Origin of the sequence: Cellulomonas sp. APG4 (genome assembly GCF_009996735.1) — a bacterium.
Classification (GTDB): Bacteria; Actinomycetota; Actinomycetes; order Actinomycetales; family Cellulomonadaceae; genus Actinotalea.
This window is the reverse complement of sequence record NZ_JAACYI010000024.1, coordinates 20,979-46,029: the sequence shown is the minus strand read 5'-3', so window position 1 is coordinate 46,029 and position 25,051 is coordinate 20,979. Positions and strand designations below refer to the sequence as shown.

Annotated in this window: 20 protein-coding genes; 13 read left to right on the top strand and 7 right to left on the bottom strand. The window is 75.4% G+C overall.

The window, feature by feature from the left end:
• Positions 1 to 4: 4 nt before the first annotated feature.
• Positions 5 to 685 (bottom strand): response regulator transcription factor, encoded by a 681-nt coding sequence (locus tag GXB85_RS15245; protein WP_161918516.1) that lies wholly within the window; start codon positions 683 to 685, stop codon positions 5 to 7.
• A gap of 181 nt (positions 686 to 866) precedes the next feature.
• Here GXB85_RS15245 and GXB85_RS15240 point away from each other — a divergent pair, with 181 nt between their 5' ends.
• The 5 genes from GXB85_RS15240 (at position 867) to GXB85_RS15220 (ending at position 10,445) form a co-directional block, all read left to right on the top strand.
• Positions 867 to 2,150, top strand: a complete 1,284-nt coding sequence (locus tag GXB85_RS15240; RefSeq protein WP_370524275.1) for a sensor histidine kinase — start codon at positions 867 to 869, stop codon at positions 2,148 to 2,150.
• Positions 2,147 to 2,842: a response regulator transcription factor gene (locus tag GXB85_RS15235; RefSeq protein ID WP_161918515.1), complete on the top strand. Its 696-nt coding sequence runs from the start codon at positions 2,147 to 2,149 to the stop codon at positions 2,840 to 2,842. Before GXB85_RS15240 ends, GXB85_RS15235 begins: the two co-directional genes overlap by 4 nt.
• 188 nt (positions 2,843 to 3,030) lie before the next feature.
• Positions 3,031 to 3,834: an ABC transporter ATP-binding protein gene (locus GXB85_RS15230; protein ID WP_161918514.1), complete on the top strand. Its 804-nt coding sequence runs from the start codon at positions 3,031 to 3,033 to the stop codon at positions 3,832 to 3,834.
• Positions 3,834 to 6,416 (top strand): ABC transporter permease, encoded by a 2,583-nt coding sequence (locus tag GXB85_RS15225; RefSeq protein WP_161918513.1) that lies wholly within the window; start codon positions 3,834 to 3,836, stop codon positions 6,414 to 6,416. Before GXB85_RS15230 ends, GXB85_RS15225 begins: the two co-directional genes overlap by 1 nt.
• 225 nt (positions 6,417 to 6,641) lie before the next feature.
• Positions 6,642 to 10,445, top strand: a complete 3,804-nt coding sequence (locus tag GXB85_RS15220) for an FtsK/SpoIIIE domain-containing protein (RefSeq protein WP_161918512.1) — start codon at positions 6,642 to 6,644, stop codon at positions 10,443 to 10,445.
• A 130-nt stretch (positions 10,446 to 10,575) separates the two neighbouring features.
• Here GXB85_RS15220 and GXB85_RS15215 read toward each other — a convergent pair whose 3' ends face one another.
• Entirely contained in the window at positions 10,576 to 11,004 is a 429-nt protein-coding gene (locus GXB85_RS15215; protein WP_161918511.1) for a hypothetical protein, read from the bottom strand.
• 238 nt (positions 11,005 to 11,242) lie between these two features.
• Here GXB85_RS15215 and GXB85_RS15210 point away from each other — a divergent pair, with 238 nt between their 5' ends.
• The gene (locus tag GXB85_RS15210; RefSeq protein WP_161918510.1) at positions 11,243 to 11,491 is read left to right on the top strand and encodes a WhiB family transcriptional regulator; all 249 of its coding nucleotides are present in this window, start codon (positions 11,243 to 11,245) and stop codon (positions 11,489 to 11,491) included.
• Between the two features lie 102 nt (positions 11,492 to 11,593).
• Here GXB85_RS15210 and GXB85_RS15205 read toward each other — a convergent pair whose 3' ends face one another.
• On the bottom strand, positions 11,594 to 13,075 hold the full coding sequence (locus GXB85_RS15205) for a PAS domain-containing sensor histidine kinase (RefSeq protein WP_161918509.1): 1,482 nt from the start codon (positions 13,073 to 13,075) through the stop codon (positions 11,594 to 11,596).
• Positions 13,076 to 13,183: 108 nt separating this feature from the next.
• Between GXB85_RS15205 and GXB85_RS15200 the strand changes: the two genes are divergently transcribed.
• A complete protein-coding gene (locus tag GXB85_RS15200; RefSeq protein ID WP_370524274.1) occupies positions 13,184 to 13,696 on the top strand; it encodes a DUF2505 domain-containing protein in 513 nt (170 codons plus the stop codon).
• 147 nt (positions 13,697 to 13,843) lie between these two features.
• A complete protein-coding gene (locus GXB85_RS15195; protein ID WP_161918508.1) occupies positions 13,844 to 14,896 on the top strand; it encodes a LacI family DNA-binding transcriptional regulator in 1,053 nt (350 codons plus the stop codon).
• A gap of 36 nt (positions 14,897 to 14,932) precedes the next feature.
• Here the strand turns inward: GXB85_RS15195 and GXB85_RS15190 are convergent, their stop codons facing one another.
• Positions 14,933 to 15,451 carry a flavodoxin domain-containing protein gene (locus tag GXB85_RS15190; RefSeq protein WP_161918507.1) on the bottom strand — a complete coding sequence of 173 codons (519 nt, stop codon included), beginning with the start codon at positions 15,449 to 15,451 and terminating at the stop codon, positions 14,933 to 14,935.
• Between the two features lie 106 nt (positions 15,452 to 15,557).
• Here GXB85_RS15190 and GXB85_RS15185 point away from each other — a divergent pair, with 106 nt between their 5' ends.
• From GXB85_RS15185 to GXB85_RS15175, 3 genes are all read left to right on the top strand, one after another.
• Complete coding sequence (locus GXB85_RS15185; RefSeq protein ID WP_161918506.1) at positions 15,558 to 16,358, top strand: aldo/keto reductase; 801 nt, start codon at positions 15,558 to 15,560, stop codon at positions 16,356 to 16,358.
• Between the two features lie 79 nt (positions 16,359 to 16,437).
• Positions 16,438 to 17,676 (top strand): M15 family metallopeptidase, encoded by a 1,239-nt coding sequence (locus tag GXB85_RS15180; RefSeq protein ID WP_161918505.1) that lies wholly within the window; start codon positions 16,438 to 16,440, stop codon positions 17,674 to 17,676.
• 213 nt (positions 17,677 to 17,889) lie between these two features.
• Positions 17,890 to 19,170, top strand: a complete 1,281-nt coding sequence (locus tag GXB85_RS15175) for a Glu/Leu/Phe/Val dehydrogenase (RefSeq protein WP_237728314.1) — start codon at positions 17,890 to 17,892, stop codon at positions 19,168 to 19,170.
• On the opposite strand, the gene GXB85_RS18960 is transcribed toward GXB85_RS15175, so the two are convergent.
• Positions 19,161 to 20,300 (bottom strand): GGDEF domain-containing protein, encoded by a 1,140-nt coding sequence (locus GXB85_RS18960; protein WP_161918504.1) that lies wholly within the window; start codon positions 20,298 to 20,300, stop codon positions 19,161 to 19,163. The genes GXB85_RS15175 and GXB85_RS18960 overlap by 10 nt on opposite strands.
• Positions 20,301 to 20,445: 145 nt before the next feature.
• Between GXB85_RS18960 and GXB85_RS15165 the strand changes: the two genes are divergently transcribed.
• Positions 20,446 to 21,024 (top strand): NYN domain-containing protein, encoded by a 579-nt coding sequence (locus GXB85_RS15165; RefSeq protein WP_370524273.1) that lies wholly within the window; start codon positions 20,446 to 20,448, stop codon positions 21,022 to 21,024.
• A gap of 34 nt (positions 21,025 to 21,058) precedes the next feature.
• Here GXB85_RS15165 and GXB85_RS15160 read toward each other — a convergent pair whose 3' ends face one another.
• Positions 21,059 to 21,898, bottom strand: a complete 840-nt coding sequence (locus tag GXB85_RS15160; protein ID WP_161918503.1) for a tryptophan-rich sensory protein — start codon at positions 21,896 to 21,898, stop codon at positions 21,059 to 21,061.
• A 348-nt stretch (positions 21,899 to 22,246) separates the two neighbouring features.
• Between GXB85_RS15160 and GXB85_RS15155 the strand changes: the two genes are divergently transcribed.
• Complete coding sequence (locus GXB85_RS15155; RefSeq protein WP_161918502.1) at positions 22,247 to 22,783, top strand: DUF6328 family protein; 537 nt, start codon at positions 22,247 to 22,249, stop codon at positions 22,781 to 22,783.
• 45 nt (positions 22,784 to 22,828) lie between these two features.
• Here the strand turns inward: GXB85_RS15155 and GXB85_RS15150 are convergent, their stop codons facing one another.
• Positions 22,829 to 25,003, bottom strand: a complete 2,175-nt coding sequence (locus tag GXB85_RS15150; protein ID WP_161918501.1) for a bifunctional diguanylate cyclase/phosphodiesterase — start codon at positions 25,001 to 25,003, stop codon at positions 22,829 to 22,831.
• Positions 25,004 to 25,051 lie beyond the last annotated feature (48 nt).

The window sequence follows — 25,051 nt, the reverse complement described above, 5'->3', positions numbered from 1 at the left end:
CCCGTCACGTGCCGGTCTCGAACCGGAAGCCCATGCCCCGCACGGTCGAGATGTAGCGCGGCGAGTTCGCGTCGTCGCCGAGCTTGCGGCGCAGCCACGACACGTGCATGTCGAGCGTCTTGGTCGAGCCGCTCGGGTCCGAGCCCCACACGTCGCGCATGAGCTGGTCGCGCGACACCACCGAGCCTGCCTCGCGCACGAGCACGCGCAGCAGGTCGAACTCCTTCGCCGTCAGATGCAGCTCACGCTCGCCCTGGAACGCACGGTGCGCGGCGAGGTCGAGACGCACGTTCTGCGCCGCGACCTCGTCCTCCTCGGTGCCGTCGGTGTGTGACCTGCGCAGCAGCGCGCGCACGCGCGCGAGGAGCTCGGCCAGGCGGAAGGGCTTGGTCACGTAGTCGTCCGCACCCGCGTCGAGGCCCACCACGAGATCCACCTCGTCGGCACGCGCCGTGAGCACGAGCACCGGGGTGGTCAGGCCCTGGTTCCGGATCCACCGCGCGACGTCGAGGCCGTCCATGTCCGGCAGGCCCAGGTCCAGGATCACCATGTCCGCACCAGAGGCGGAGTCGATCGCGCCTTGACCCGTGCCTTGCACGACCACGTCGTACCCCTCTCGGCCGAGGGCCCGCGCCAACGGCTCGGCAATGGCCGGGTCATCCTCTGCCAAGAGAACCTGGGTCATGGGGGCCATGCTAGCCACACCCGATCACGGTGTGGTGGGACGCCGCGACGCCCTGTCGGGACTTCTGCGCCGCCTGGCTCCGGGCTCCGCGACGCCCGTGGCCGCTCGTAGTCCCGGGGGTGGAGCGAGGGTCGGCCCACGGTCCGATCCCGGGCCGGCGCCCGGCCCCTACGCTGGCGCGGTGCGGTGGTGGGAGCGCGTCGGCGCGTGGGACGAGACGAACCGGTTCACGGTCGACGCGGCCTGGGCCGCGCTCACCGCGCTGGTCGTGGTGCCGGCCTCGGCGACGTTCGACACCACGTACGGCACCCCCGCGGCGCCGTGGATCGCCCTCGGCATGTGCGTCGCCCTCGCCTGGCGACGCGTGCGTCCCGCGGCGTCCGCCGCGGCGGTCTTCACGGTGGGGCTGTTCCAGCTCGTCATCGGCGTCGACCTGATCTTCCCGGCGGACCTGCTCGTGCTCGTCGCGCTCTACTCCGTCACGGTGCACGGCCCGCGGTGGGCCTACCGCACGGCGATCCTGGGCGCGCTCGCCGGCTCGGCGGGCGTCGGCGCCCTCGCGCTGCAGGGCGTGGGCCTCGACGCGGGCCTGGGCCTCACGATCGTGTACAGCCTGTGCGCCGTCGCGACGTTCGCGATCGGGCTCGTGCGCAGGTCCCGCCGCGAGATGGTCGACTCGCTGCGCGACCGTGCCCGACGCCTCGAGGTCGAGCGGGACCAGCAGGCGCGCATCGCGACGGCGGCCGAGCGCGCGCGGATCGCGCGCGAGATGCACGACATCGTGGCCCACTCGCTCTCGGTGATCATCGCGCAGGCCGACGGCGGCCGGTACGCGGCCGCGCAGGACCCGGACGCCGCGACGCGCTCCCTCACCACGATCGGCGAGACCGGGCGTGCCGCCCTCGCCGACATGCGACGGCTCCTCGGCGTGCTGCGCCCCACCGAGAACGGCGAGCGCACGGCCGAGCGGACCGGCGAGGCGGTGCCCTCGGTCTCGACCCCGCGCGGCGCGTCCCAGCCACCGCCCGCGCCGCAGGGCCCTGCCGACCTGGTCCCCCAGCCTGCCGTCGGCGACGTCGAGACGCTCGTGGAGCAGGTGCGCGGCTCAGGGGTGCGGATCTCGCTCGTGCGGATGGGAGTCGCGCGACCGCTGCCGCCGGGGACAGGCCTCACGGTCTACCGGATCTGCCAGGAGTCGCTCACCAACATCCTCAAGCACGCCGGGCCCGAGCCCACCGCGACCGTGCTCGTGCAGTGGACCGCTCGGTCCCTCGTGCTCGAGGTGACCGACGACGGCCGGGGGGCGGCGGCCGACGCCGAGTCGGACGGCGCCGGCCAGGGCGTGCTCGGCATGCGCGAGCGCGCCGCGATGCTCGGCGGCACCCTGACCGTGGGGCCGCGTCCCGGCGGTGGGTACCGTGTGCGCGCCGAGATCCCCATCCCCGCCCTCGAGGAGTCGTCGTGACCGAGCAGCCCCTCGCCGCCATCCGGGTGGCGCTCGTGGACGACCAGCAGCTGGTGCGCGCGGGCTTCCGCATGGTGATCGACTCCCAGCCGGACCTCGAGGTGGTGACCGAGGCGGGCGACGGACGCGAGGCGCTGCACCGGCTCGCCGCGGTGCGCGCCGACGTCGTCCTCATGGACGTGCGGATGCCGCACCTGGACGGCCTGGCGGCGACCGAGCAGCTCACGGCCGGCGGCACCGACGCCCGACCAGCCCCGCGGGTGATCGTGCTCACGACGTTCGACCTCGACGAGTACGTGCTTGCCGCGATCAAGGCCGGTGCGAGCGGGTTCCTGCTCAAGGACGCGCCGCCCGAGGAGATGCTCGCGGCGATCCGGACCGTGCACGCGGGCGACGCGGTGATCGCGCCGTCGTCGACCAGGCGTCTGCTCGAGCACCTGGTGACGGCCCTGCCCGACGACGCCCCCGCGACCCCCCACCCGGGCATGGACGAGCTGACGGACCGCGAGCGCGAGGTGCTCGTGCTCATGGCGCGCGGCCGTTCCAACACCGAGATCGGCCACGACCTGTTCGTCGCCGAGGCCACCGTGAAGACGCACGTCGGGCGCATCCTGGCCAAGCTCGGCGCGCGCGACAGGGTCCAGGCCGTCGTCGCCGCCTACGAGTCGGGGCTGGTCCGCCCGGGTTCGTGAGCGACCGGCCGCAGGCGCGGCGCCACCCGGGTCACCGTGGGCCACGCCGACGCCGACCCTCCGGGCTGACGCGCCGTCCGACCACGGGATGACACGCCCTCCCACGGGACCATGCCGCGGCCCGACGCGCCCGCTCCCCGACCGTCCGTAGCGTCGTCGTCGTGAACGAACGAGCACCAGGAGACACCGTGGACCTCAGCCCCAGCACGACCCCGGCCCCGTCGGGCGCCCCGCGCGAGCACGACGGCGCGACCGCCGTCCGCGCGCGCGGCCTGCGCAAGACCTACGGCAGCGGTGAGGCCGCGGTGCACGCGCTCGCCGGGGTCGACATCGACTTCGAGGCGGGGGCCTTCACGGCCATCATGGGCCCGTCGGGCTCGGGCAAGTCGACGCTCATGCACCTGCTCGCGGGCCTCGACCAGGCGACCGCGGGCCAGGCGTGGCTCGGCACGACCGACGTGACGACGCTGGGCGACCAGCAGCTCACCGAGCTGCGCCGCGACCGCATCGGCTTCGTCTTCCAGTCCTTCAACCTGCTGCCGATGTTCACGGCCGAGCAGAACATCCTGCTGCCCCTCGAGCTCGCCGGCACCGCGGTGGACCGCACGTGGTTCGCGACGCTCGCGGACACGCTCGGCATCGCCGACCGGCTCACGCACCGCCCCAGCCAGCTCTCGGGCGGCCAGCAGCAGCGCGTCGCGATCGCGCGCGCCCTCATCGCCAAGCCCGAGGTCGTCTTCGCCGACGAGCCCACGGGCAACCTCGACTCCCGCTCCGGCGCCCAGGTACTCAGCTTCCTGCGCCGCTCGGTCCGCGAGCTGGGCCGCACCATCATCATGGTCACGCACGACCCGTCGGCGGCCGCGTACGCGGACCGCGTCGTGATGATCGCGGACGGGCGCATCGCGGGCGACATCTCCTCGCCCACGCCCGAGTCCGTGCTCGCGGGTCTCGACGCGCTGCGTTCGCTCGACGAGCCGGCGGTGCGCTGATGCTGCGCCTCACCCTGGCCCAGATGCGCCGCAGCCTCGGCAGGCTCGCGGCGGCAGGGGTCGCGATCGCGATCGGGACCGCGTTCCTCACCGCGACGCTGCTCGCGGGCAACGCACTGACCCGCACCACGTACGACGCGCTCACCACGACCTTCGCCGACGCCGACCTCGTCGTGCTCTCGAACGCGGGGCTCACGCCCACCGAGCTCGACGCGCTGCGCGAGGTCCCCGGCGTCGACGCTGTCGGCACCGAGCACGTGCTCGGCGTCGAGATGGCCGGTCCCGGCGGCGTCGCCTGGACCGGCGTGCGCACGGAGGCCGTGCACCCGCGCCTGGAGTCCTCGAACCCGGCCGAGGGTCGCCTGCCGTCGTCCGGCTCCGAGGTCGCGCTCCCCGGTTCGCTCGCCGACCGGCTCGAGGTCGGGCTCGGCGACACCGTCACGAGCCTGGTGACCGCCTTCACCGAGGATCCGGCGGCTGCCGACGGGACCACGACGACCGAGGTGCGCAAGGAACGGCTGACCGTCGTCGGCGTGCTCGAGGACGGAGCGGCCGAGGTGCTGGGCATGCCCGGGGACGCGATCGTGAGCGACACGACCTTCGACGCGTGGGCCGGGCTCACCGGGAGCAGCGACGAGACGGCGTACCTCGACCTCGCCCTCATGGCCCTGGCGCCCGGGAGCGACGTCGGTGCGACCCAGGACGCCGCGCGTGCGGCGCTCGAAGGCACCGACGCGATCGTCCGCACGCAGGACGAGCACGCGATGGCGCTGCTCGAGGAGCTGACGGGCCAGACCCGCGGCCTGACCAGCGTCGTCCTCGCCTTCGGGGCGGTCGCCCTGCTCGTCGCGGCGCTCGTCATCGCCAACACGTTCCAGGTGCTCGTCGCCCAGCGCACGCGCACCCTCGCGCTGCTGCGCTGCGTGGGCGCCGACAGGCGGCAGCTGCGCCGCTCGGTGGTGGTCGAGGCGCTGCTGCTCGGCGTCGCCGCGTCGCTCACGGGGCTGCTGGTCGGCGCGGGCGTCATCCAGGTGGTCCTGGCCATCCTCGGCAGCAGCACCGACGTGCCGGTGCCCGCGACCATCACGCCGTCCGTGGCCGCCGTCGTCGTCCCGCTCCTCGCGGGCGTGATCGTGACCGTGGGCGCCTCGCTCACCCCGGCCCGGGCCGCGACACGCGTCTCGCCCCTCGCGGCGCTCGCACCGGTCACCGCGCCGCGGCTCGCCGAGCGCGGCGGGCGCGTGCGCGCCTGGTTCGCCGGCCTGCTCGTGGTGGGCGGGACCGCCGGTCTCGTGCTCGGCATGCTCGCGGTCTCGATCGACCCGATGCTCGGCCTCGGCATCGCCGTGCTCGGCGGCGCGGTCTCGTTCGTCGGGGTGCTCGTCGGAGCGGTGTTCTGGGTGCCGCGCGTGGTCGGCCTGCTCGGCCGCGGGGCCGCGCGGCTCGGCGGCCCGCCCGCGCGCCTCGCCGCGGCCAACAGCATCCGCAACCCGCGGCGCACGTCGGCCACGAGTGCGGCCCTGCTCATCGGCGTGACGCTCGTCGCGATGATGGCGACGGGTGCCGCGACCACGCGGGTCGCGCTCGACCGGACGCTCGACGAGCGGTTCGCCGTCGACGTGGCCGTGACCGGGGCGGCCCCCGAGGTCACCCGCGACGGCCTGCCCGAAGGGTTCGTCACGACGGTCTCCGAGCTCGACGGCGTGGGTGCCACGAGCCTGCTCACGGGTGCACCGGTCGAGGTCACCTGGCCCGACGGCGGCGACGCGCCGATGAGCGTGACCGCCCAGGGCGTCGAGCTCGACGAGGTGCGTGAGCTCATGCGTGCCCCCGAGCACGTCGACGGGCTCACGGACGGCACGGTGCTCGTGCCCGAGCAGGTCACGCGCTGGTACGGGATCCCCGAGAGCGGCACCGTCACCATCAGCGGCAGCAGCGGAGAGCTCACCCTGGACGTCGTCACGACGTCGTTCGAGGCCGACGCCGTGCTGCTGACGAAGGACACCCTGGACGAGATCGCCCCGGGTGCTCCCGCGAACGCCCTGTGGCTCACGCTCGACGATCTCGACTCGGCCTCCGAGCTCGTGACCACCATCGCGGACACCGCCGCTGACACGGAGCTGGCCGTGTCGACCGCCGGGGCGGCCGTCGAGCGCGCCTTCTACCAGCGGGTGGTCGACACCCTGCTGGCGGTGGTCGTGGGCCTGCTCGGCGTGGCCGTGGTGATCGCCCTGGTGGGCGTCGCCAACACGCTCTCGCTCTCGGTGATCGAGCGCAGGCGCGAGTCCGCGACCCTGCGCGCGATCGGGCTGTCACGGCGTCAGCTGCGCAGCACGCTCGCCGTCGAGGGCGTGCTCATCGCGCTGGTCGGTGCGCTCGTGGGGTCGCTCCTGGGCCTCGTCTACGGGTGGGCCGGGGCGTGGACGCTGCTCGGCGAGCTCGCCGACGTGTCGCTCGTCGTGCCGTGGGCCCACCTGGGCCTCGTGCTCGTGGTCGCGGTGCTCGCGGGGCTGCTCGCCTCGGTGCTGCCCGGTCGCTCGGCGGCGCGCACCTCCCCCGTGGAGGCGCTCGCGGTCGACTGAGCCACGGCGCCGCGGTCGGGGGTCCGCGGCGTCGCTCGAGGAGGGCCGGTGCGCGGCCAGGAGGGGCCCGCGCGCCGGCCCTCGTGCGTGCCGCGACACCGTGCGGCGGCACCCGTGGCGCGGTGCGGCCGGCCGTGTCCCCACGGACCGCGAGGCGTACCGCCTGTCCCCAGCCGCCACGGCCCACGCCGACCCGAGGCCGACGCCGTACGCAGACTTCCTCCCGTGCGGGTGGTGATCGACACGGGCGGGGAGCTCGAGCTCGAGCCGGGACGCACCCTCGGCGAGGCGCGCGAGGCGATCGCCGCGGCGGGTGGTCCGCCCGCCGGAACGCCGCTGCGCGTCGGCGGACGCGTGCTCGACGACGCCCACGTGGTCGGCACCCCACCGCTCGTGGCAGGGGCGGCGCTCAGCGCGTCCGAGAGCGCGAGGGTGGACACCGCGGCGCTGGCGGCGCGCGCGCCGTGGCACGTCGCCGTGCTGACGGGGGACGACGCAGGCACGGTGCTCGTCCCACGCGCCGACGGCACGGTGCTTGTCCCACGCGCCGACGGCACGGTGCTCGTCCCACGCGCCAACGGCACGGCGGTCCCGAACGGCCGGCGCGGCGTGCGGGGTGGTGTCGTCGTGCGGCGCGCCGCGCCGTGGACCGTGCTCGTGCCGGCAGCGCTGCGTCGCGCACCGGGCCGACGCATGCTGCGGCCAGGTGAGCGCACGAAGGTGGGGCACGGGGCGGGCGCGGCGCTCGTCGAGCTCAGGCAGCCTGCGCGTCCCGGTGCGCGGTCGCCGGCGTCGGCGGGCAGCACCCAGCCGACCGAACCCCTCGCGGGGACCCCGCGGACCGCGGCTCCCGCGCCCATGGTGTGGCTCGCCCCCGCCCTCGTCTCGGTGGGCCTGGCGGCGCTGCTCCGCAGCCCCGTGCTGCTCGCGTTCGCCGCCGTCGGGCCGCTCACGGCGCTCGGCCCGTGGCTCGCAGGACGGCGGCGGCGCGGCCGGACGACGCTGGTGCCCGATCCCGCGGCGATCGCGCTCACGGTGGGCGACACCGCCGAGCAGGGCGGATGGGTCGCGCACGCACGCGACGGTGGTCTCGTGCTGCGGGGCCCGGACGCGCACGCGGTCGCGCGTTCGCTCATGCTGTCCCACACCGGGCCGCTCACGCTGCTCCACCCTCGTGACGAGGACGAGCGCTGGGCCTGGGCCCGGTGGCTCGTGCCCAGGCTCGCCGTCGCGCGGTCGGACGGGTCGACGCGCGCGGCCCTGGCCCGCGACGTCACGGGTCCGCACCTCGTCGTCGTCGTGCGGCCCGCACGGGTCGAGAACGCTCTCGAGGGCTGGGGCACCCAGCGACGCGGACCCGCGGACGCGCTCGTCGTCGTGGCCGAGGAGCCGCGGAACGGCTCAGCCCCGCCAGACGCCCCCGGCCCCCGGGCGGACGACGGCACCGCGGACCGCGACGTCCCGTCCTGGTGCCGGTGGACGCTCGGCACCGGGCCGCGCGCACGGCTCACGGGGCCCGGCACCGACCGGCGCCTCGAGGTGTGGACCGCAGGCACGACCTGGGCCGAGCGCACGGCTCGCCGACTGGCCCCCGCCGCCGCCCCGGCCGACACGGGCGGAGCCCTCCCCGCACGTGCAGCGCTCGCCGACCTGCTGCCCACCGAGCCGGCAGACCTCGCCCGGCGGTGGAGCGCGCTGGGCGCCCCGACGTGCCCGATCGGCGTGGGCACGTCGGGCGTGGTCGAGCTCGACCTGCGCCGCGACGGCCCGCACGCCCTGGTGGCCGGGACGACGGGCGCCGGCAAGTCCGAGCTCCTGCAGAGCCTCGTCCTCGGGCTCGCGCACGCCCGCCCCCCGGGCGAGCTCGCCTTCGTGCTCGTCGACTACAAGGGTGGCGCCGGGTTCGGTCACTGCCGCGACCTCCCGCACGTGGTCGGCACGGTCACGGACCTCGACGAGAACGGCGCCGCCAGGGCCGTGCACGCGGTGCGCGCCGAGCTGCGCCGCCGCGAGCAGCTGCTGGCCGCGGCCGGGGTCGCCGACCTGGAGAGCCTGCGCGCGGTCGACCCCCACGCGCCACCCGCCCTCGTGATGGTGGTCGACGAGCTGCGGGCGCTCGTCGACGACATGCCCGACGCCGTGCCGGCGCTGATCCGCATCGCGACCCAGGGACGTTCGCTCGGCGTGCACCTGGTGCTCGCGACCCAGCGACCGGCCGGGGCGGTGAACGCCGAGCTGCGGGCCAACCTCGCCCTGCGGATCTGCCTGAGGGTCGCCGACGAGGCCGACTCGCTCGACGTCGTCGACGCGCCCGACGCCGCCGCGATCGCCCCGGCGTGCGCGGGGCGGGCGCTCGTCCGCCGAGGGCCAGGAAGCCCCGAGGCCGTCCAGACGGCGTGGGCGGCGGGTCAGCCGCGCGCGGCTCGGCCGCCCGCACGGCGAGCCCCGGCGTGGAGAGAGGTCGAGTGGCCGGCCCACGACGAGGCCACGCAGCACGGGCTCGCGGCGGCGTCCGACGACGGTGTCGACCACGCCCTCACGCTCGTGCGCACCGTGCGCGCCGCCGCACGGCTCGCGGGCAGCGCTGCCCCGGCGGCGCCATGGCTCGCGCCCCTGCCCGCACGGATCTCGCCCGACGACGTGCCCCGGCTGCTCGCGGCCGGAGCGCCCGCCCACGACGGACCCGCGCTCGGGACGGCCGACACCGGCCCCGCGCGAGACGAGGGTCTCCTGCTGGGCATCACGGACCTGCCGGCCGAGCGTCGCCGTGGCGTGGTGCGCTGGCGACCGGCGTCGGGGCCGCTGCTGGTCGCCGGCCCACCCGGATCGGGACGCAGCACCGCGCTGCGGACCGTCGCCGCGGCCGCGCTCGCCTCGGGCCACCACGTCCACGTGCTCCACGCGGCCGCGCGTCCCCTCGCGCTGCCTGCGACGGTCGGCACGGTGGTGGGGGCCGACGACCCGCGGCGGGTCCAGCGACTCGCGGACCTCCTGTCGCGCGGGCACGCGCCTGCACCCCACGTGCTCCTCGTCGACGACGTCGGCGCCGTCGTGCGCGCGCTCGACGAGACCACCCGGGAAGGCGGGACCACGCTGCTCGACCAGCTCGTCCGTGCACGCGTGCCCATCGCTGTCGCCGGCCTGCCCGGCGACGCGGCCCGTCTGCTCCCCCACGCCCGCGACCTGCTGGCGCTGGGCCGCCCCGACGTGGCCGACACAGCCCTGCTCGGCCTGCCCGCCCACGCACCCGGGACGCGGCCCGACGCCTCGGTGGCTGGGCGCGGGCGGCACCGGGGGACGTCCGGGGTGCAGGTGTGCCAGGTGGTGCTCGCCGACCCCGCCGCGGCGACGCTGCCGGCAGGCACGCCGGAGCCACCACGCCTACGCGCCCTGCCCGCGCACGTGCGACCCGACGACCTGCCGGCCGACCCGCCGGGCACCCTGGTCACGGTGGGCCTCGGTGGTGACGAGGCCGGGGCCGTGCGGCTCGAGGTCGCCGCCGGCGCCCTCGTCGTGGGCCCACCCGGCACCGGGCGCACCACCGCGCTGCGCACGCTCACGGCACGCCTCGCCCGCCAGGGCTGGGAGGTGATCACGCCGCCACCGCACCGCCTCTCCACCGAGGCGCTCGGCGAGCTCACCGTCGCGCGTGCGGCACCCCGCGCCCTCGTCGTCGACGACCTCGACCTCCGCCTGCGCGCCGACCCCCTGATGGAGGCCGCCCTCGAGACGCTCGCCGAGCCTCGCGGCCCCCACGTGCCCGGGACGCCTGCACCACCCGTGCTCGTCGCGTCGAGCCGCACCGAGGCCGCCGCGACTGCGTTCCGCGGCCCGCTCGCCACCCTCCGCAACCACGCCGCGCTCGTGCTGCTCGCCCCGCTCGAGCCGGGATCGCGCGAGGTCGCCGGCACGGACCTCAGGGCCGAGGCCGACCCGGCCCACCCGCGCCTCCCCGGTCGAGGCGTGGTCGTCGAGCGCGGCCGTGTGACCGGGGTCCAGGTCGCCGACGCGCAGGCGGGCCCGCCCTGAGGCGTCGGACGCGTCGCGCGAGGTGCCTAGCCGCGCGCCTGCGGCACGGTGCCTACCCGCGCGCCTGCGGCACGGTGCCTACCCGCGCGCCTGCGGCACGGTGCCTACCCGCGCGCCTGCGGCACGGTGCCTACCCGCGCGCCTGCGGCACGGTGTGCACGACGACCGGGCGCGTCATCATCGCCACCCCCACCACCACGGCCACCGCGAGGGCCGCCCACGCCGCCCACACGGCCGGGGCCGGCAGGGCCCGCACGAGCGTCAGGGCCGTCGCCGCCTGCAGCAGCTGCCACGTGACCACGGGCGCACGACCGCCGCGGCGTCCGTCGCGCAGCGCCCGGACCGAGGCGACGAGCACGGCCGCGACCGCCAGGCCCGCGACCACCAGGAACACCGCGACCCCCGGCGCCGTCGTCACGCCGCGCACCAGGTCGACCACGCCCCACCCCGCGAGCAGCACGCACACGGCCGCCTCGAGCAGCACCAGCACGCCCACGAGGACGACCGGGCGGGGCACGGGGACCGGGGCGGGCGCGGAGGCGGTGGGACGGCTGACCACGGCCCGACCCTAGCGCCGTCCGGCACCGGCCTGGAGCCGCCCCTGAGCACGCCGCGACGCACTCGAACCGATGTGACCAAGACCTCACGGCCACCGCGCCGAAACCTCTTCGTGACCTCTTGTGCACGACGAAGACACGTGTGAGGCTTGTACGCAGTCATAGGACGTTCGCACGACCCCCCAACCGAGCCGCTCCCCGACCGGGAGTCGGCTCGCCGTGTGCCCGAGAGGTGATCCCATGGATTGGCGCCACCGCGCTGCCTGTTTGGACGAGGACCCTGAGCTCTTCTTCCCCATCGGCAACACCGGCCCGGCCCTGCTCCAGATCGAGGAGGCGAAGGCCGTGTGCCGTCGCTGCCCCGTCATGGACACGTGCCTGAAGTGGGCGCTGGAGTCCGGTCAGGACGCCGGCGTCTGGGGCGGCCTGTCCGAGGACGAGCGCCGCGCGCTCAAGCGACGCACCGCGCGCGCCCGTCGCGCAGGCTGACCCGCCGCAGCACGACCGAGGGCCCTGGCCCGGCGACACCGCCGGCCAGGGCCCTCGGCACGTCCGACCCCGGACGCGTCCGGTCCCGCCGCGCCGTGGGTCTCAGCTGAGGACGGCCTGCTGACGCGGGTCGCGCAGGTCGAGGTCGATGACCACCTCGGTGCCCCCGCCCTCACGCGGGCCCCACGTGATGGTCCCGCCGAGCTCGTTGCGCACGAGGGTCGAGACGATCTGCGTCCCGAGCCCCGACATCGGCACGCGCCCCTCGGACAGCCCGACGCCGTCGTCGCTCACGACCGCACGCAGGTGCGAGCCCACGCGCTCGGCCACGATCTCGACCGTTCCCCGCTCGATCCCCGCGAGGCCGTGCTCGACGGCGTTCGTCACCAGCTCGGTCAGCACGAGCGCGAGCGCGGTCGCCCCTTCGGCCGGGACCATCCCGAACGTCCCGGTGCGCAGCGTGCGCACCGAGGCCCCCGCCGACGCGACGTCGGCCGCCAGTCGCAGGCTGCGGTCCACGAGGGCGTCGAAGTCGACCGTCTCGTCCAGCGTCTGCGAGAGGGTCTCGTGCACCAGGGCGATCGTGGTGACACGTCTCATCGCCTCGTCGAGCGCCGCGCGCGCCTCGGGGGACGTCATGCGACGCGACTGGAGCCGTAGCAACGCGGCCACCGTCTGGAGGTTGTTCTTCACACGGTGGTGGATCTCGCGGATCGTCGCGTCCTTCGTGATGAGCTCGCGCTCACGGCGTCGCAGCTCGGACACGTCACGGCACAGCAGCACCGCACCGATCCGCTGGCTCTGCTCGGTGAGCGGGACCGCGCGCAGGGACAGGCACACACCACGCGCCTCGAGCTCGGTGCGCCAAGGGGCACGCCCCATCACCACGAGGGGGAGGGACTCGTCCATGGGCGAGCTCTCCTCGAGCAGGTCCGTGGTGACCTCGGCGAGCGACCTGCCCACGAGCGAGCCGAGCACGCCGAAGCGGTGGAAGCAGCTGAGCGCGTTGGGGCTCGCGTAGAGGACCTCTCCCTCGGAGTTGAGCCGGATCAGGCCGTCGCCCACACGCGGTGCGCCACGTCGCGGGCCCGTGGGAGCGTTCGGGGCCGGGAACTCGCCGCGCGCGATCATCGCGACCAGGTCGTCGGCGGACTCGACGTAGTTGAGCTCGAGCCGGCTCGGCGTGCGGGCACCGCCCAGGTTGGTCTGGCGGGCGACGACGGCGATCGCGCGCCCGTCGTGCACCACGGGCACGGCCTCCTCGCGCACCGCGTACGTGCCGAACCACCGCGGCTCGCGTGACCGCTGGATCGCGACGTCGGTCAGTGCCCGCTCGAGCTGGGGACGCTGCCCCTCGGGCGCCGTCGAGCCCACGACGTCGTCGTAGTGCACGGTCGCACCGGTCGAGGGACGCGCCTGGGCGACGGCGACCCAGCTCTCGTCGCGCGTGGGCAGCCAGAGCACGAGGTCGGCGAACGCCAGGTCGGAGATGAGCTGCCAGTCCCCCACCAGCAGGTGGAGCCACTCGATGTCGGCCGCCCCCAGGTCGGCGTGGCGCTGGACGAGGTCACTGAGCGTCGACACGTGCCCAGGGTAGGCGCAGCGGACGAGCCCCGCCGCCGCCTCCGGCTTGTTAGCCTCGTGCCACCCACCGCACCCCGCCCACGGGGGCGCCGATCCACGAGGACCACCGTGCACCTGACCGCCCAGGCCCGCTACGACGCCGACGTCGTGACCGTGGCAGCGATGCTCGCCGACGAGCGCTTCGTCGAGGCCAAGGTGCGCGCGTCCGGGGCACTGTCCCAGCACGTCGACGTGGTCGGCTCGGCCACCGAGGCGTTCACCGTGACCACCCGACGCCAGATGCCCACCACGGGCATCCCGCCGCAGTTCCGCTCGCTCGTGGGCGCGACGCTCGAGGTCCGTCAGGTGGAGGCGTGGGAGGCCCCCGAGTCGGGTGACGCGGGCCGCCGCGGCACCGTGGTCGTCGAGATCCAGGGCGCCCCGGTGCGGCTGAGCGGCCGCCTGCGGCTCGTGCCCGACGGCGACGCGACGGCCCAGCACGTCGAGGCCGAGCTCAAGGCCTCGGTGCCGCTGTTCGCGTCGGCCGTCGAGGAGGCCACGGCGGGGGCCGTCCGCGCCGCCTTCGACGCCGAGGAGGCGACCGCGCGCGAGTGGCTCACGGGCGCCCACCCGGACGGCTGAGACCGCTTGACTTCCCCCAGGGCGGCCCCGAGGATGCCTCCCACGTGGAACCGCTTCCATGCCGCCTGACGACGGCAGGAGGAGCCCCACCACCCAGCGACGGTCGGCCGCCATGCGTGCCGGCCCGGACGCGGCAAGGAGATGCCGATGACGGCAGACGTGCGACCAGGCCGGCGCGCGCCCGGGACAGCGGCACCCCACGCCCCCACGCTCGAGCAGGTCGCCGCGCGCGCCGGGGTCTCCCGCTCGACCGCGTCGCGCGCCATCAACGGCGGCTTCAAGGTGAGCCCCGAGGCCCAGGCCGCCGTCGACTCCGCGGTCGCCGATCTCGGCTACACCCCCAACCGCGCCGCCCGCACGCTGGTCACCAGACGCACCGACTCGATCGCCCTCGTGGTGCCCGAGCCGGACGAGAAGGTGCTCACGGACCCGTTCTTCGCGGGCACCCTGCAGGGCCTCAGCGCAGCCCTCGCCGAGACGGACATCCAGCTCATCCTGCTCATCGCGCGGCGCGGTGACGAGGTGCACAAGACCACCCGCTACCTGCGCAACGGTCACGTGGACGGCGCCGTCGTCGTCTCCCACCACCGCGACGACGCCCTCGAGTCCGTGCTCGCCGCCTCACGCCTGCCGTGCGTGTTCGTGGGGCGTCCGTGGAGCTCCCAGCCCGGGCTGCAGTACGTCGACGTCAACAACTACCTGGGCGGACGGCGGGCGACCGAGCACCTCATCGCCGCGGGCTGCCGCCGCATCGCGACCATCGCGGGGCCACTCGACATGGCCGCCGGCGTCGACCGGCTCGCCGGGTGGCGTCAGGCGCTGCAGGACGCGGGGCTCTCGGACGAGGCGATGGTGCGCGGGGACTTCACCGCGACGAGCGGCGCGGCCGCGATGGACCGGCTGCTCGACGCCCACCCGGACGTGGACGGCGTGTTCGCGGCCTCCGACCTCATGGCCGTCGGGGCGTTGTCGGTGCTCACGGCGCGCGGGCGTGCGGTGCCCACGGACGTCAAGGTGATCGGCTTCGACGACCTGGGCGTCGCGGTCTCGACCGCTCCCCCGCTCACCACCATGGTCAACCCCGTGGTCGAGATGAGCCGTGTCGCGGGCGAGCTGCTGCTCGAGCAGATCGCGGGGCTCGCGGGGTCCACCGAGCCGCGGATCTTCGGCGCGCAGGTGGTCGTGCGGCAGTCCGCCTGACCGCACCGGCCCAGGACGCGGAGCGCCCCCGGCGTGTCAGCGCACGAGCCTGATGCCGCGGATCTCCTCGCCGTGCAGCTGCGTCGCGATCCCGCGGGCCCAGCCCTGGACCTCCTCCCACGCGCGGAAGTCGCCCTCCTCCGCACGGACCAGGGCGACGACGGCCCGCTCGGCGAGCCCGAGCGCAGCCGCGTCGAGGCGTCCCGCGAAGCTGCGGTGGTCGCGCGCGCCGAGCCGCGCGACCAGACCCGGTACCTCGTCGGGGTCCTGGGCCGGCACCGCCGGGAAGCCGAGGGGTCCGGACGAGAACAGCCACACCGGCCTCTGCACGAGGCCCGAGGCGCACCGGTCGACCATCGCGCGCGCCGAGGCCGCCCAGCGTCCCACGTAGACCGCCGAGCCGAGGACGACGGCCTGGTACGGGTCCACCGCGTCGACGTCGTCCGGGTCTGCGAGGTCGACGTCGAAGCCCTCCTCGCGGAGCACCTCCGCGATCGCCTGACCGATCTCCCGGGTCGAGCCGTGCCGGGACGCCACCGCGACGAGGACCTTCATGACGCACCTCCTGCCGGCCGGGCCGTCGCACCGACGACCACGTCCCGTCCAGCGTCACCCGGCCCGACGCCAGGCGCCTGGGTCGCAGGTCCCGCAGACTGGGGCCATGAGCGACACCATCCCGACCATCGACCTGCGCACGCCCACCGGTGACCTGCCGATCCCGCTGCTGGGTCTGGGCACCTGGCAGTCCGAGGGCGACGACTGCTACCGCGCGGTGCGCCACGCGCTCGACGTGGGCTACCGCCACATCGACACCGCTGCGGCCTACGGCAACGAGGACCAGGTGGGCCGCGCGCTCGCTGACTCGGGCGTCGCGCGCGAGGACGTCTTCGTGACGACGAAGCTGCCGCCGGACGCCGCGGGCCGCGAGCGCGAGACCCTCGAGCAGAGCCTCCGGCTGCTCGGCACCGACCACGTGGACCTGTGGCTCGTGCACTGGCCGCCGAACAAGCAGGCGACGCCGAGCACCTGGCAGGCCTTCCGCGAGCTGCGCGACGAGGGCAGGGCACGGGCGATCGGCGTGAGCAACTACTCGGTCGCGCAGATCGACGAGCTGGTCGAGGCGACCGGTGAGGCCCCCGCGATCAACCAGATCCCGTGGAGCCCGAGCGACCACGACGCGCAGCTGGTGAGCGAGCACGCGCGGCGCGAGGTCGCCCTCGAGGGGTACAGCCCCTTCAAGCGCACCGACGCGCAGGACCCTGTGCTCACCGACGTCGCCCAGGCGCACGGCGTCACGCCGCAGCAGGTGGTGCTGGCCTGGCACCTGCGCCACCGGGTCGTGGTGATCCCGAAGTCGGTGACCCCTGCGCGGATCGAGCAGAACTTCGACGTCCTCGGGCTGCACCTGAGCGACGAGGAGGTCGCACGCATCGACGGCCTCGGCGGTGCCGGCGGCGCATGAGCTCCCGGCCGGTGCCCCGCCCGTCGGGGGCGGGGCACCGCTTGACCGGACGGGCGGGGACGGGTGAGGGTCTGACGCGATGACCGACCACACCCCTGCACCCGAGCGGGTCCGAGCACGAGCCCGGACCCGGGCGCACCCGTGGCGCGACCGCCGCGTCCTGGCCGGGCTGGCGCTGCTCCTGGTGGCGCTCGTCGCGGTCGTCGTCGTCCAGGTCCGTGCGCAGCAGGCCGAGGACGAGCGCGCACGGCTCGCCGCCGTCGCCGCGGAGGCCGCCGCGCAGGCCGAGCGCGCCGAGCTCTCGCTCGCCCGGACCGCGCTCGAGGAGGCACGCGCGGGCCACGACGCCGCGGTCACCGAGCTCGCGACCCTGCTCGCCGCCGTGACCGAGCAGCGGGCCGAGGGTGCGCAGCTGCTGACCGACTCCGCGGGCGAGGTGGCCGACGACGCGGTGCGGGACGGCCTGGCGCAGGCACTCGACGTGCTCGACGCCGAGGTCGCGCGTGCGGCGGCGGCGCTCGAGGCGGCCCAGGAGGCGGCCGACGACGACGCGGCGTCGGACGGCTCGGCGACGGCCGAGGACGTCGACGCGCAGACCGCACGCCTGAGCGAGGCGGTGCGCGGCCTCCCCGTGGACGACCTGACCACCGCCGCCGCGGGCCTCGAGGAGGCGACCGCCGCGGTGGCCCAGTCCCGCGAGGCGTGGGAGGACGAGCAGGCCGCGCGGGCGGCCGAGGAGGAGGAGGAGAAGGCCGCCACCGCCGAGAGCTCGGGCCACCCGTCCGGACTGGGCGGCCCGCCGTCGACGGGTGCCGGCCCCGACTGCGGAGGCCCCGAGTCGCGCGAGCCTCCCAAGAACGACGGCAGCCCCGTCTTCTACACCTCGACGCCCTCGACCTCGGGCGACGGGAGCAACGGCCGCATGCCGCGGAGCTCGATGGCGCCGCTCGCGTGGTGCACCGACAGCCAGGGCAACCAGCAGTGGCTGCGTGCCGACGCGGCCGCGGCGCTGACGCGCCTCAACGAGGAGTTCCGCGCCGAGTTCGGGGAGAACATCGCAGTCGACCTGAGCTACCGCTCGTACGAGGACCAGGTCGAGATGCGCGAGTGGTACGGCTCGGTCGCGGCACGTCCCGGGACGTCCAACCACGGCCTCGGCACCGCGTTCGACGTCTGGGAGTGGCGCGCGTACGGGTTCGGCTCGGCCCGCTACCGCTGGCTCGTCGAGAACGCGCCCCGGTTCGGCTGGGTCGCACCCGGCTGGGCGCGCGAGAACGGCTCCAACCCCGAGTACTGGCACTTCGAGTACACCGGCTGAGCGGACCGCCCGACGGCGCGGCCGGAGCGACACAGGGCGCCCCGGGGCCGGTCGGCGTGAGAGATTGTGGCTCGCGGGTCCGAACGGCCCGCCGAACCCACGCCCGGCCGGGCGCCCACAGGCGCGCGGCCCGACGCTCGAGGAGGCGCGTCCGTGACCGATCCCGCCCTGCCGTCCGCCGCCGCACCGTCCCCCGGTGCACCGTCCCCTGCACTGCCCGACGAGGCCCCCGGAGACCTCGCGGGCCCGAGCCGGCCCGGTCCGCTCGCGACGGCTCAGGCGCAGCTCGCGAGCGCGATCTCCCAGCTCGGCTACGACGAGGGCATGCACGCGATGCTCGCGACCCCGCGCCGCGAGATCAACGTCGCGATCCCGCTGCGCCGCGACGACGGCCGCACCGAGCTGTTCCACGGCTTCCGGGTGCAGCACAACGTCTCGCGCGGCCCGGGCAAGGGCGGGCTGCGCTTCCACCCGAGCGTCGACGTGGACGAGGTGCGTGCACTCGCCATGTGGATGACCTGGAAGTGCGCGGTGGTCGAGCTCCCCTACGGCGGCGCGAAGGGCGGCGTCGCGATCGACCCTCGGTACTACTCGGCGGGCGAGCTCGAGCGGGTCACGCGGCGGTACACGAGCGAGATCATGCCGATGATCGGTCCCGAGCGGGACATCATGGCGCCCGACATCGGCACCGACGCCGCGACGATGGCCTGGGTGATGGACACCTACTCGGTCAACCGGGGCTACACGATCCCCGGCGTGGTCACGGGCAAGCCGCTCGAGGTGGGCGGCTCGCTGGGCCGTGCGACGGCGACGTCGCGGGGCGTGGTCCACAGCACGCGGGCAGCCCTGGCCGAGGGCGGGCGCAAGCTCGACGAGGTGAGCGTCGCCGTCCAGGGATTCGGCAAGGTCGGGGCGCACGCGGCGGACTTCTTCGACGACGCGGGGGCGCGTGTCGAGGCCGTCAGCGACCAGTACGGCGCGATCCACTCGAGCCGCGGGCTGCACGTGCAGCGGGTCATGGAGCACGTGCGCGAGACCGGATCGGTGGTCGGCTACCCGGACGCGGACCCGATCGACAACGCGCAGCTGCTCGCGCTCGACGTCGACGTGCTGGTCCCGGCCGCGGTCGAGGGCGTCCTCACCGCCGACAACGCGGGCGACGTGCGGGCACGTTGGGTGGTCGAGGGCGCCAACGGCCCGACGACGCCCGACGCCGACGCGATCCTCGCCGACCGGGGGGTGGTCGTGGTGCCGGACATCCTCGCGAACGCGGGCGGCGTGGTCGTGTCGTACTTCGAGTGGGTGCAGGCGCAGCAGGCGTACTGGTGGACCGAGCCCGAGATCGAGGCACGGCTCGCCGAACGCATGCAGATCGCCTACGACGCCGTCGCGCAGATGGCGCGGACGAGGGACGTCTCGCTGCGGGACGGCGCTCTGCTCATCGGCGTCCAGCGGGTCGCGACTGCGCACCGCACGCGCGGCCTCTACCCCTGACCGGACCGGCCGAGCGGGGTGAGCACGCGCGGTGCTGCGGCCTGCGTGGGGACGGAGACCTCGGCCGCGGCCAGGGCCCGGTCGCGGCCGGCGTCCTTGGCCGCGTAGAGCGCCCGGTCGGCGTCGCGCAGCAGGTCCGCCGCGCCGTGGTGGCGGGGCTCCCGGGTCGCGACACCCGCGCTCGCCGTGCACCGCAGCAGGGCGCCCGGCACCTCGAGGTCGACGGCCGCGAAGGCGCCGACGAGCTCACGGACACGCCGCAGCGCGACGTCGGGCGAGCACGGCCCGAGCACGACCGTGAACTCCTCGCCGCCCGTGCGGGCCACGACGTCGTCACCGCGCACGTGCGCGCTGAGGACCTCGGCGAAGCGGACGAGCACGAGGTCACCCGCCGCGTGGCCGTGCGCGTCGTTGACGGCCTTGAAGTGGTCGAGGTCGAGCACCGCCACGTGCAGGTCCCCAGCGGCGGCCCACGCGCGGTCGAGCACGTCGTCGAGCCCACGTCGGTTGAGCAGTCCCGTGAGCGGGTCGCGCCGCGCGCGGTCGTCGAGGCTGCGCATGAGCGCCTCCGAGCGCTCCGCGACCAGGCGCACGCTCACGCTGCAGAGCACCGCGATGAAGACGGTCACGGTCCAGCCGAGGGTCGAGAAGAGCGGGTCGGGCGTGCGCGCGAGCGCCGTGGCCATGCCGACCGCGACCACCGCGACTGTCAGGACGGTGCCCAGCCGTGACGAGAAGTACGGCGCGGCGACCGCGGGCCACACCAGGAGCATGGGGAGCACGCCCACCTGGGTCGTCGACGCGACGAGCACGAGGGTCGTGAGTGTCGGCGCACCGATCGCGACGGTGTCGACGACCCACGGCCGCGTCGTGGGCGCCACGTGCAGCACGACCGCGCACGCGGCCAGTGCGAGGCCCACGAGCGCGTAGAGCGGTCGTTGGTCGGCGGGTCGCTGCCCGATGAACGGCGCGAGCGCGACCACGACCGCCGTGACGAGCATGATCGGCACGCCGATGCGCCGCAGCGCCCGGCTGCTCGCGCCGTCCGACGGCCCGTTCGCACTGGCACGGGGTCCGGTCGAGACCGCGTCGAGGCGGCCGAGCCACAGCTCGCGGGTCCTGTCGGTCACCCCCGTCCCATCGGCCACCGGACGGGGGGTGCGAGCGCTTCGCGCCGGACTCACCCGCTCCCCGCCGGGGTCGGCGTCCGGCCACCCCGGCGTCCGGGCGTGGCAGGAGCACCGGTCCCGGGCGTGCGGGACATAGGCTCGGGGCGTGAGCACGGTGAGCGAGGGCGCGCGGCGGACCTACCTGCTGGTCGACGGCGAGAACATCGACGCGACCCTGGGCGGGTCGATCCTCGGGGCGAGGCCGGCGCCCGAGGAACGGCCGCGGTGGGAACGGGTGCTCGAGTTCGCGCGCACCGCGTTCGGTGGCGACGAGGTGACGGGGCTGTTCTTCCTCAACGCGTCGCACGGGACCATGCCCATGTCGTTCGTGCAGGCGCTGCTCGCGATCGGGTTCCGGCCGATCCCCCTCGCGGGCTCGGCCGAGGAGAAGGTCGTCGACATCGGCATCCAGCGCACGCTCGACGCGCTCGCCGACCGCCCCGGCGACGTGCTCCTGGCCAGCAACGACGGCGACTTCGCGCCCCAGCTCGCCGCGCTGCTGGGCCCCGGACGCGAGGTGGGCGTGCTCGCCTTCACCGAGTTCGCGAGCACGGCGCTGCAGGGCCTCACCGAGGGCGGGCTGCGGATCTTCGACCTCGAGCAGGACGTGCGCGCGTTCAACGTGACGCTGCCGCGCCTGCGGATCATCCCGCTCGACGAGTTCGACCCGACCCGCTACCTCTGAGTCCGCGGGTCGTCGACCGCCGAGGGCCGGAGGGCTACCGACCGCGCACGCGCAGGACGACCGCCGTCCCGAGGACGACCACGGCGGCTCCGGCGGCCGCCACGGCCGCGGGGGTCGAGGCGGGCTCGCCCGTGCTGCGCGCGACCGCGATCCACGCCAGGCCCCACGCGAGGGCCGCAGCGGCCGACACCCGCGCGTGCGAGACGCGCGCCGCGTGCAGCGCGACGCCCACGCCGATCGCGGCAGCCACCACCAGCACGACGACGGCCCACGCATCGGGTCCGAGGCCCAGCTCGTCGACCCCCGACGCGGCGAGCGTCGCGGCGACGTCGGCGACTGTCGCGATCGTCACCCACCCGAAGTACAGGCCGAACGTCGTGTCGACGACCACGGCCTCGACCCGTCCCGAGGCCCTCGTCCGCACGAGCCGCACGTGGATGACGGCGAGCACCACGAGGAGGGCGACGATGACGGCGACCCCCAGCCCGAGCGCGTCGGCCTGCACCGTCCCGATCCACGCCGCGTTCAGCACGAGCGAGGCGAGCGCGAGCCACCCGGTGGCGCGCTGGCGCGGGTCGGTCCGCTGCGCGGGCAGCACCTGCCAGACCGCGTAGGCGACGAGCCCGGTGTAGATGACGGACCAGATCGAGAAGGCCGGCCCACCGGGCGCGACGTGCGTCGCGTCCGCCGCGAGCGCACCGCCGGCCGCCTCATCGACCGGCGTGCCACCCAGGGCGCCCGACCCGAGGAACGCACCCGCCACGGCGAGGAGCGAGCCGACGAGCACGACCACCTGACGTACGAGATCCGAAGGCCGTGCGGCCGCGGAGGCGCTCTCGCGCGTGCGTGCGGGGACCGGCGCGGTGGTGTCCATGTGCCCATGGTCACCCCGCACCGCGGCGCACGCGACCGCTGCACCGCAGGTGAGGGCCCTGTCCGGGCGCCGGTCGCGGCGAAGGGCGCACCGGGCGTCGCGAGTCAGCCGGTCGATGACGTGGCGACCTGCGGATCTCGTCGTCCTGACCCGTTCGGGGTGCGCGACGGTCACGGTCGTATTACGGTCGGATCACTCCTCCAGAGCCACCCGCGAGAGCGGTGGCCGGCCCCTCGGGGCCGTCGGCGGGAGCCACACCCTGTGCGGGTGAGACTCCGCTGCTCGCCCCCGCTCGCCCTCGGGTGAGCGGGGGCGCATCATGTCCGCACCAGGACGAGGAGGCCGAGAGTGCGCGAGCACGTCGCCGGGGACGGCACCGATCCGGAGCGGACGCCCGACCGCCACGAGACGCCCGTCGAACGGCTCGACCGCAACTGGAACGAGATCCTCCAGGAGCTGCGCGTCACGCAGACCGGTATCCAGATCCTCACCGGGTTCCTGCTCACGGTGCCGTTCCAGTCGCGCTTCGCCGACCTCACGCACGACCAGCGCATGCTCTACCTGGTGCTCGTGGTGCTGGCTGCGATCACCACGGGCCTCATGGTGGCGCCCGTGAGCCTGCACCGTTGGCTCTTCCGCAAGCACGCGAAGTCGACGCTCGTCTCGGGAGCGGACCGGTTCATGCGGATCGGCCTGGTGTTCCTCGCGCTCGTCGTGGCCGGGGTCGTGCTGCTCGTCTTCGACGTCGTCGTGAGCCGCGTCCCGGCCCTCGTCGCCGCGGGCTCGATCCTGCTGCTCCTCGTGGGCGCGTGGTTCGCGCTCCCCGCGCTGCTGGCGCGCGGGCCTCGGGGCCGGCTCACCGAGGGCACGCGGGAGCGCGGCTGACACGTGCCCGCCGGGCGCCCGCTCAGCCGCACGTGCGGGCGCGGCTCAGGCGATCTCGCGGGCCACGAGGTGCTGGAGCAGCACCGGACCGGGGCGGCCGAGCAGGTAGCCCTGGACGATGTCGCACCCGGCAGCGCGCAGCGAGGCGAGCTGCTCGGCGTCCTCGACGCCCTCGGCCACCACCTCGATCGAGAGCTCGCGCGCGAGGGCGAGCACGCCACGGACGACCGCGACCGACGCGCCGTCGTCGGGCAGACGCATCACGAAGCTGCGGTCGATCTTGATCTGGTCCACGGGCAGCGAGTGCAGCCACGACAGCGTCGAGTAGCCCGTGCCGAAGTCGTCGAGCGACAGGCGCACGCCGAGCTGGCGCAGCTCGCGCATCGCGTCGACGACGCCCGGCAGGTCCGCGAGCGCGCGACTCTCGACCACCTCGATCTCGAGACGGCCCGGCTCGAGGCCGCGCGACGCGAGGGCCGTGCGGATCGTCGGCAGCATGCGCGGGTCGAGCAGCGTCGCGCTCGCCATGTTCACCGCGATGCGCAGCGGGACGGGACCCGGCTCGAGCCCGGCGAGCGCACCGCACGCGGCGTCGACGGCCCACAGGTCGAGCTCGGTCACGAGCCCGCTCTCCTCGGCGAGCGGCAGGAAGGCCGCGGGCGAGAGCAGCCCCAGGCGCGGGTGCGCCCAGCGCAGCAGCGCCTCGGCACCCACCACGCCGCCGTCAGGCGTCGTGACGTCCACGAGCGGCTGGAAGAACAGGCGCAGCTGGTTGCTGCCCGCGGCCTGCGCGAGCTCGGCCTCGAGGGACGGCACGACGGGCGCGCTCTCCTCGGCACCCGCCATGACCACCTGGTTGCGACCCCGCTGCTTGGCCTCGCGCATGGCCTGGTCGGCGGCGGCCAGCAGGCGGTCGCCGCGCCCCCCGCCACCGTCGTGGACGGCGAGGCCGACGCTCACGGTGATGCGCAGGTCGCGTCCCTCGATGCGGAACGCGCTGTCGAGGCTGTCGACCAGACGGTGGGCGACGGCGTCCGCGCGCTGGTCGTCGACGTCCACCAGGAGTACCGCGAACTCGTCGCCGGCGAGCCGGGCGACGACGTCCTGCGCGCGCAGCTCACCACCGAGGCGGGCCGCGACCTGGCGCAGCATCTCGTCGCCAGCGCTGTGCCCGAAGAGCTGGTTGATGCCCGTGAAGCGGTCGAGGTCGCACAGCACGACGGCCGTGCCCTCGCCGTCGACGGCGTCGCGCAGCACCTCGTCGAGGCGGTTGCGGAAGCTCGTGCGGTTCGCGAGGCCCGTCAGGCCGTCGTGCGTGGACTGGTGGTGCACCGCAGCCAGCAGGCGGAGGTTGTGCCACGAGGTCGAGGCGAGCTCGGCGAGGGAGACCAGGGAGTCGAGCACCTCGGCCTCGCCGTCGGCGAGCGCGTCGACCTGCCCCCACCCGGCCGTGAGGACGCCGAGCAGCTGGTCCTCGGCCACCAGCGGGACGGAGAGGACCGTCGCGCTCCCGGTGATGCGGAACAGCTCGCGCAACGGCTCGCTCGCGGTGGCGATGTGCAGCACCGCGGGCTCGCGCCGGTTGAGCATCGCCGCGAGCTCGGGCACCTCGCTCGCCCGGATCGGGGTCACCAGGAGGTGCTCGCGCTGTGCGTCGTCGTGCCCGTGCGCGGCGACCACGTGCAGCTCGCCGACCTTGGGCTCGAGGCGCATGACCGTCGCGGCACGCGCTCCCGTGAGACCGGGCAGCGCCCGGGCGACGACATCGGCGAGGGTCTGCTCGTCGGCCGCCGTCGCGACCTCGTGCGTGAGACGGGCCAGACGGGTCATCCGCTCGGACTCGCGCGTGCCGACCTCGAGCACCGTGCGCAGCTCGAGCGCGACGCCCGCGTGGGCGGCCGCGGCCTCGAGCAGCCGGTCGGCGGCGGGGTCGAGCGGGGCCGCAGGGTCGTGCACGACGGCGAGCACCGCGGTGCAGGTGCGGCAGGGCACCTGCGTGACGAGCACGTGCTCGGGCACCGCACCCTGCTCGAGCACACCCTCGGCGAGGGCCTCGGCGTCACGGACGTCGAGGTCGCCCGCGTGCCACACGTGCCGCCCGTCGGCGCACTCGACAGCGAGCACCGCGGCGACCGCACCCGCGCTGCGCGCGACCTGCTCGAGGACACGGTCGAGCGCGACGTCGCCGTGGACGTCCGCGAGCTCGTGTGCGTGTGCCATCCCCCTCACCATCGGCACGCACGGTCCGGACTGAAGCGTTCCAGGCAG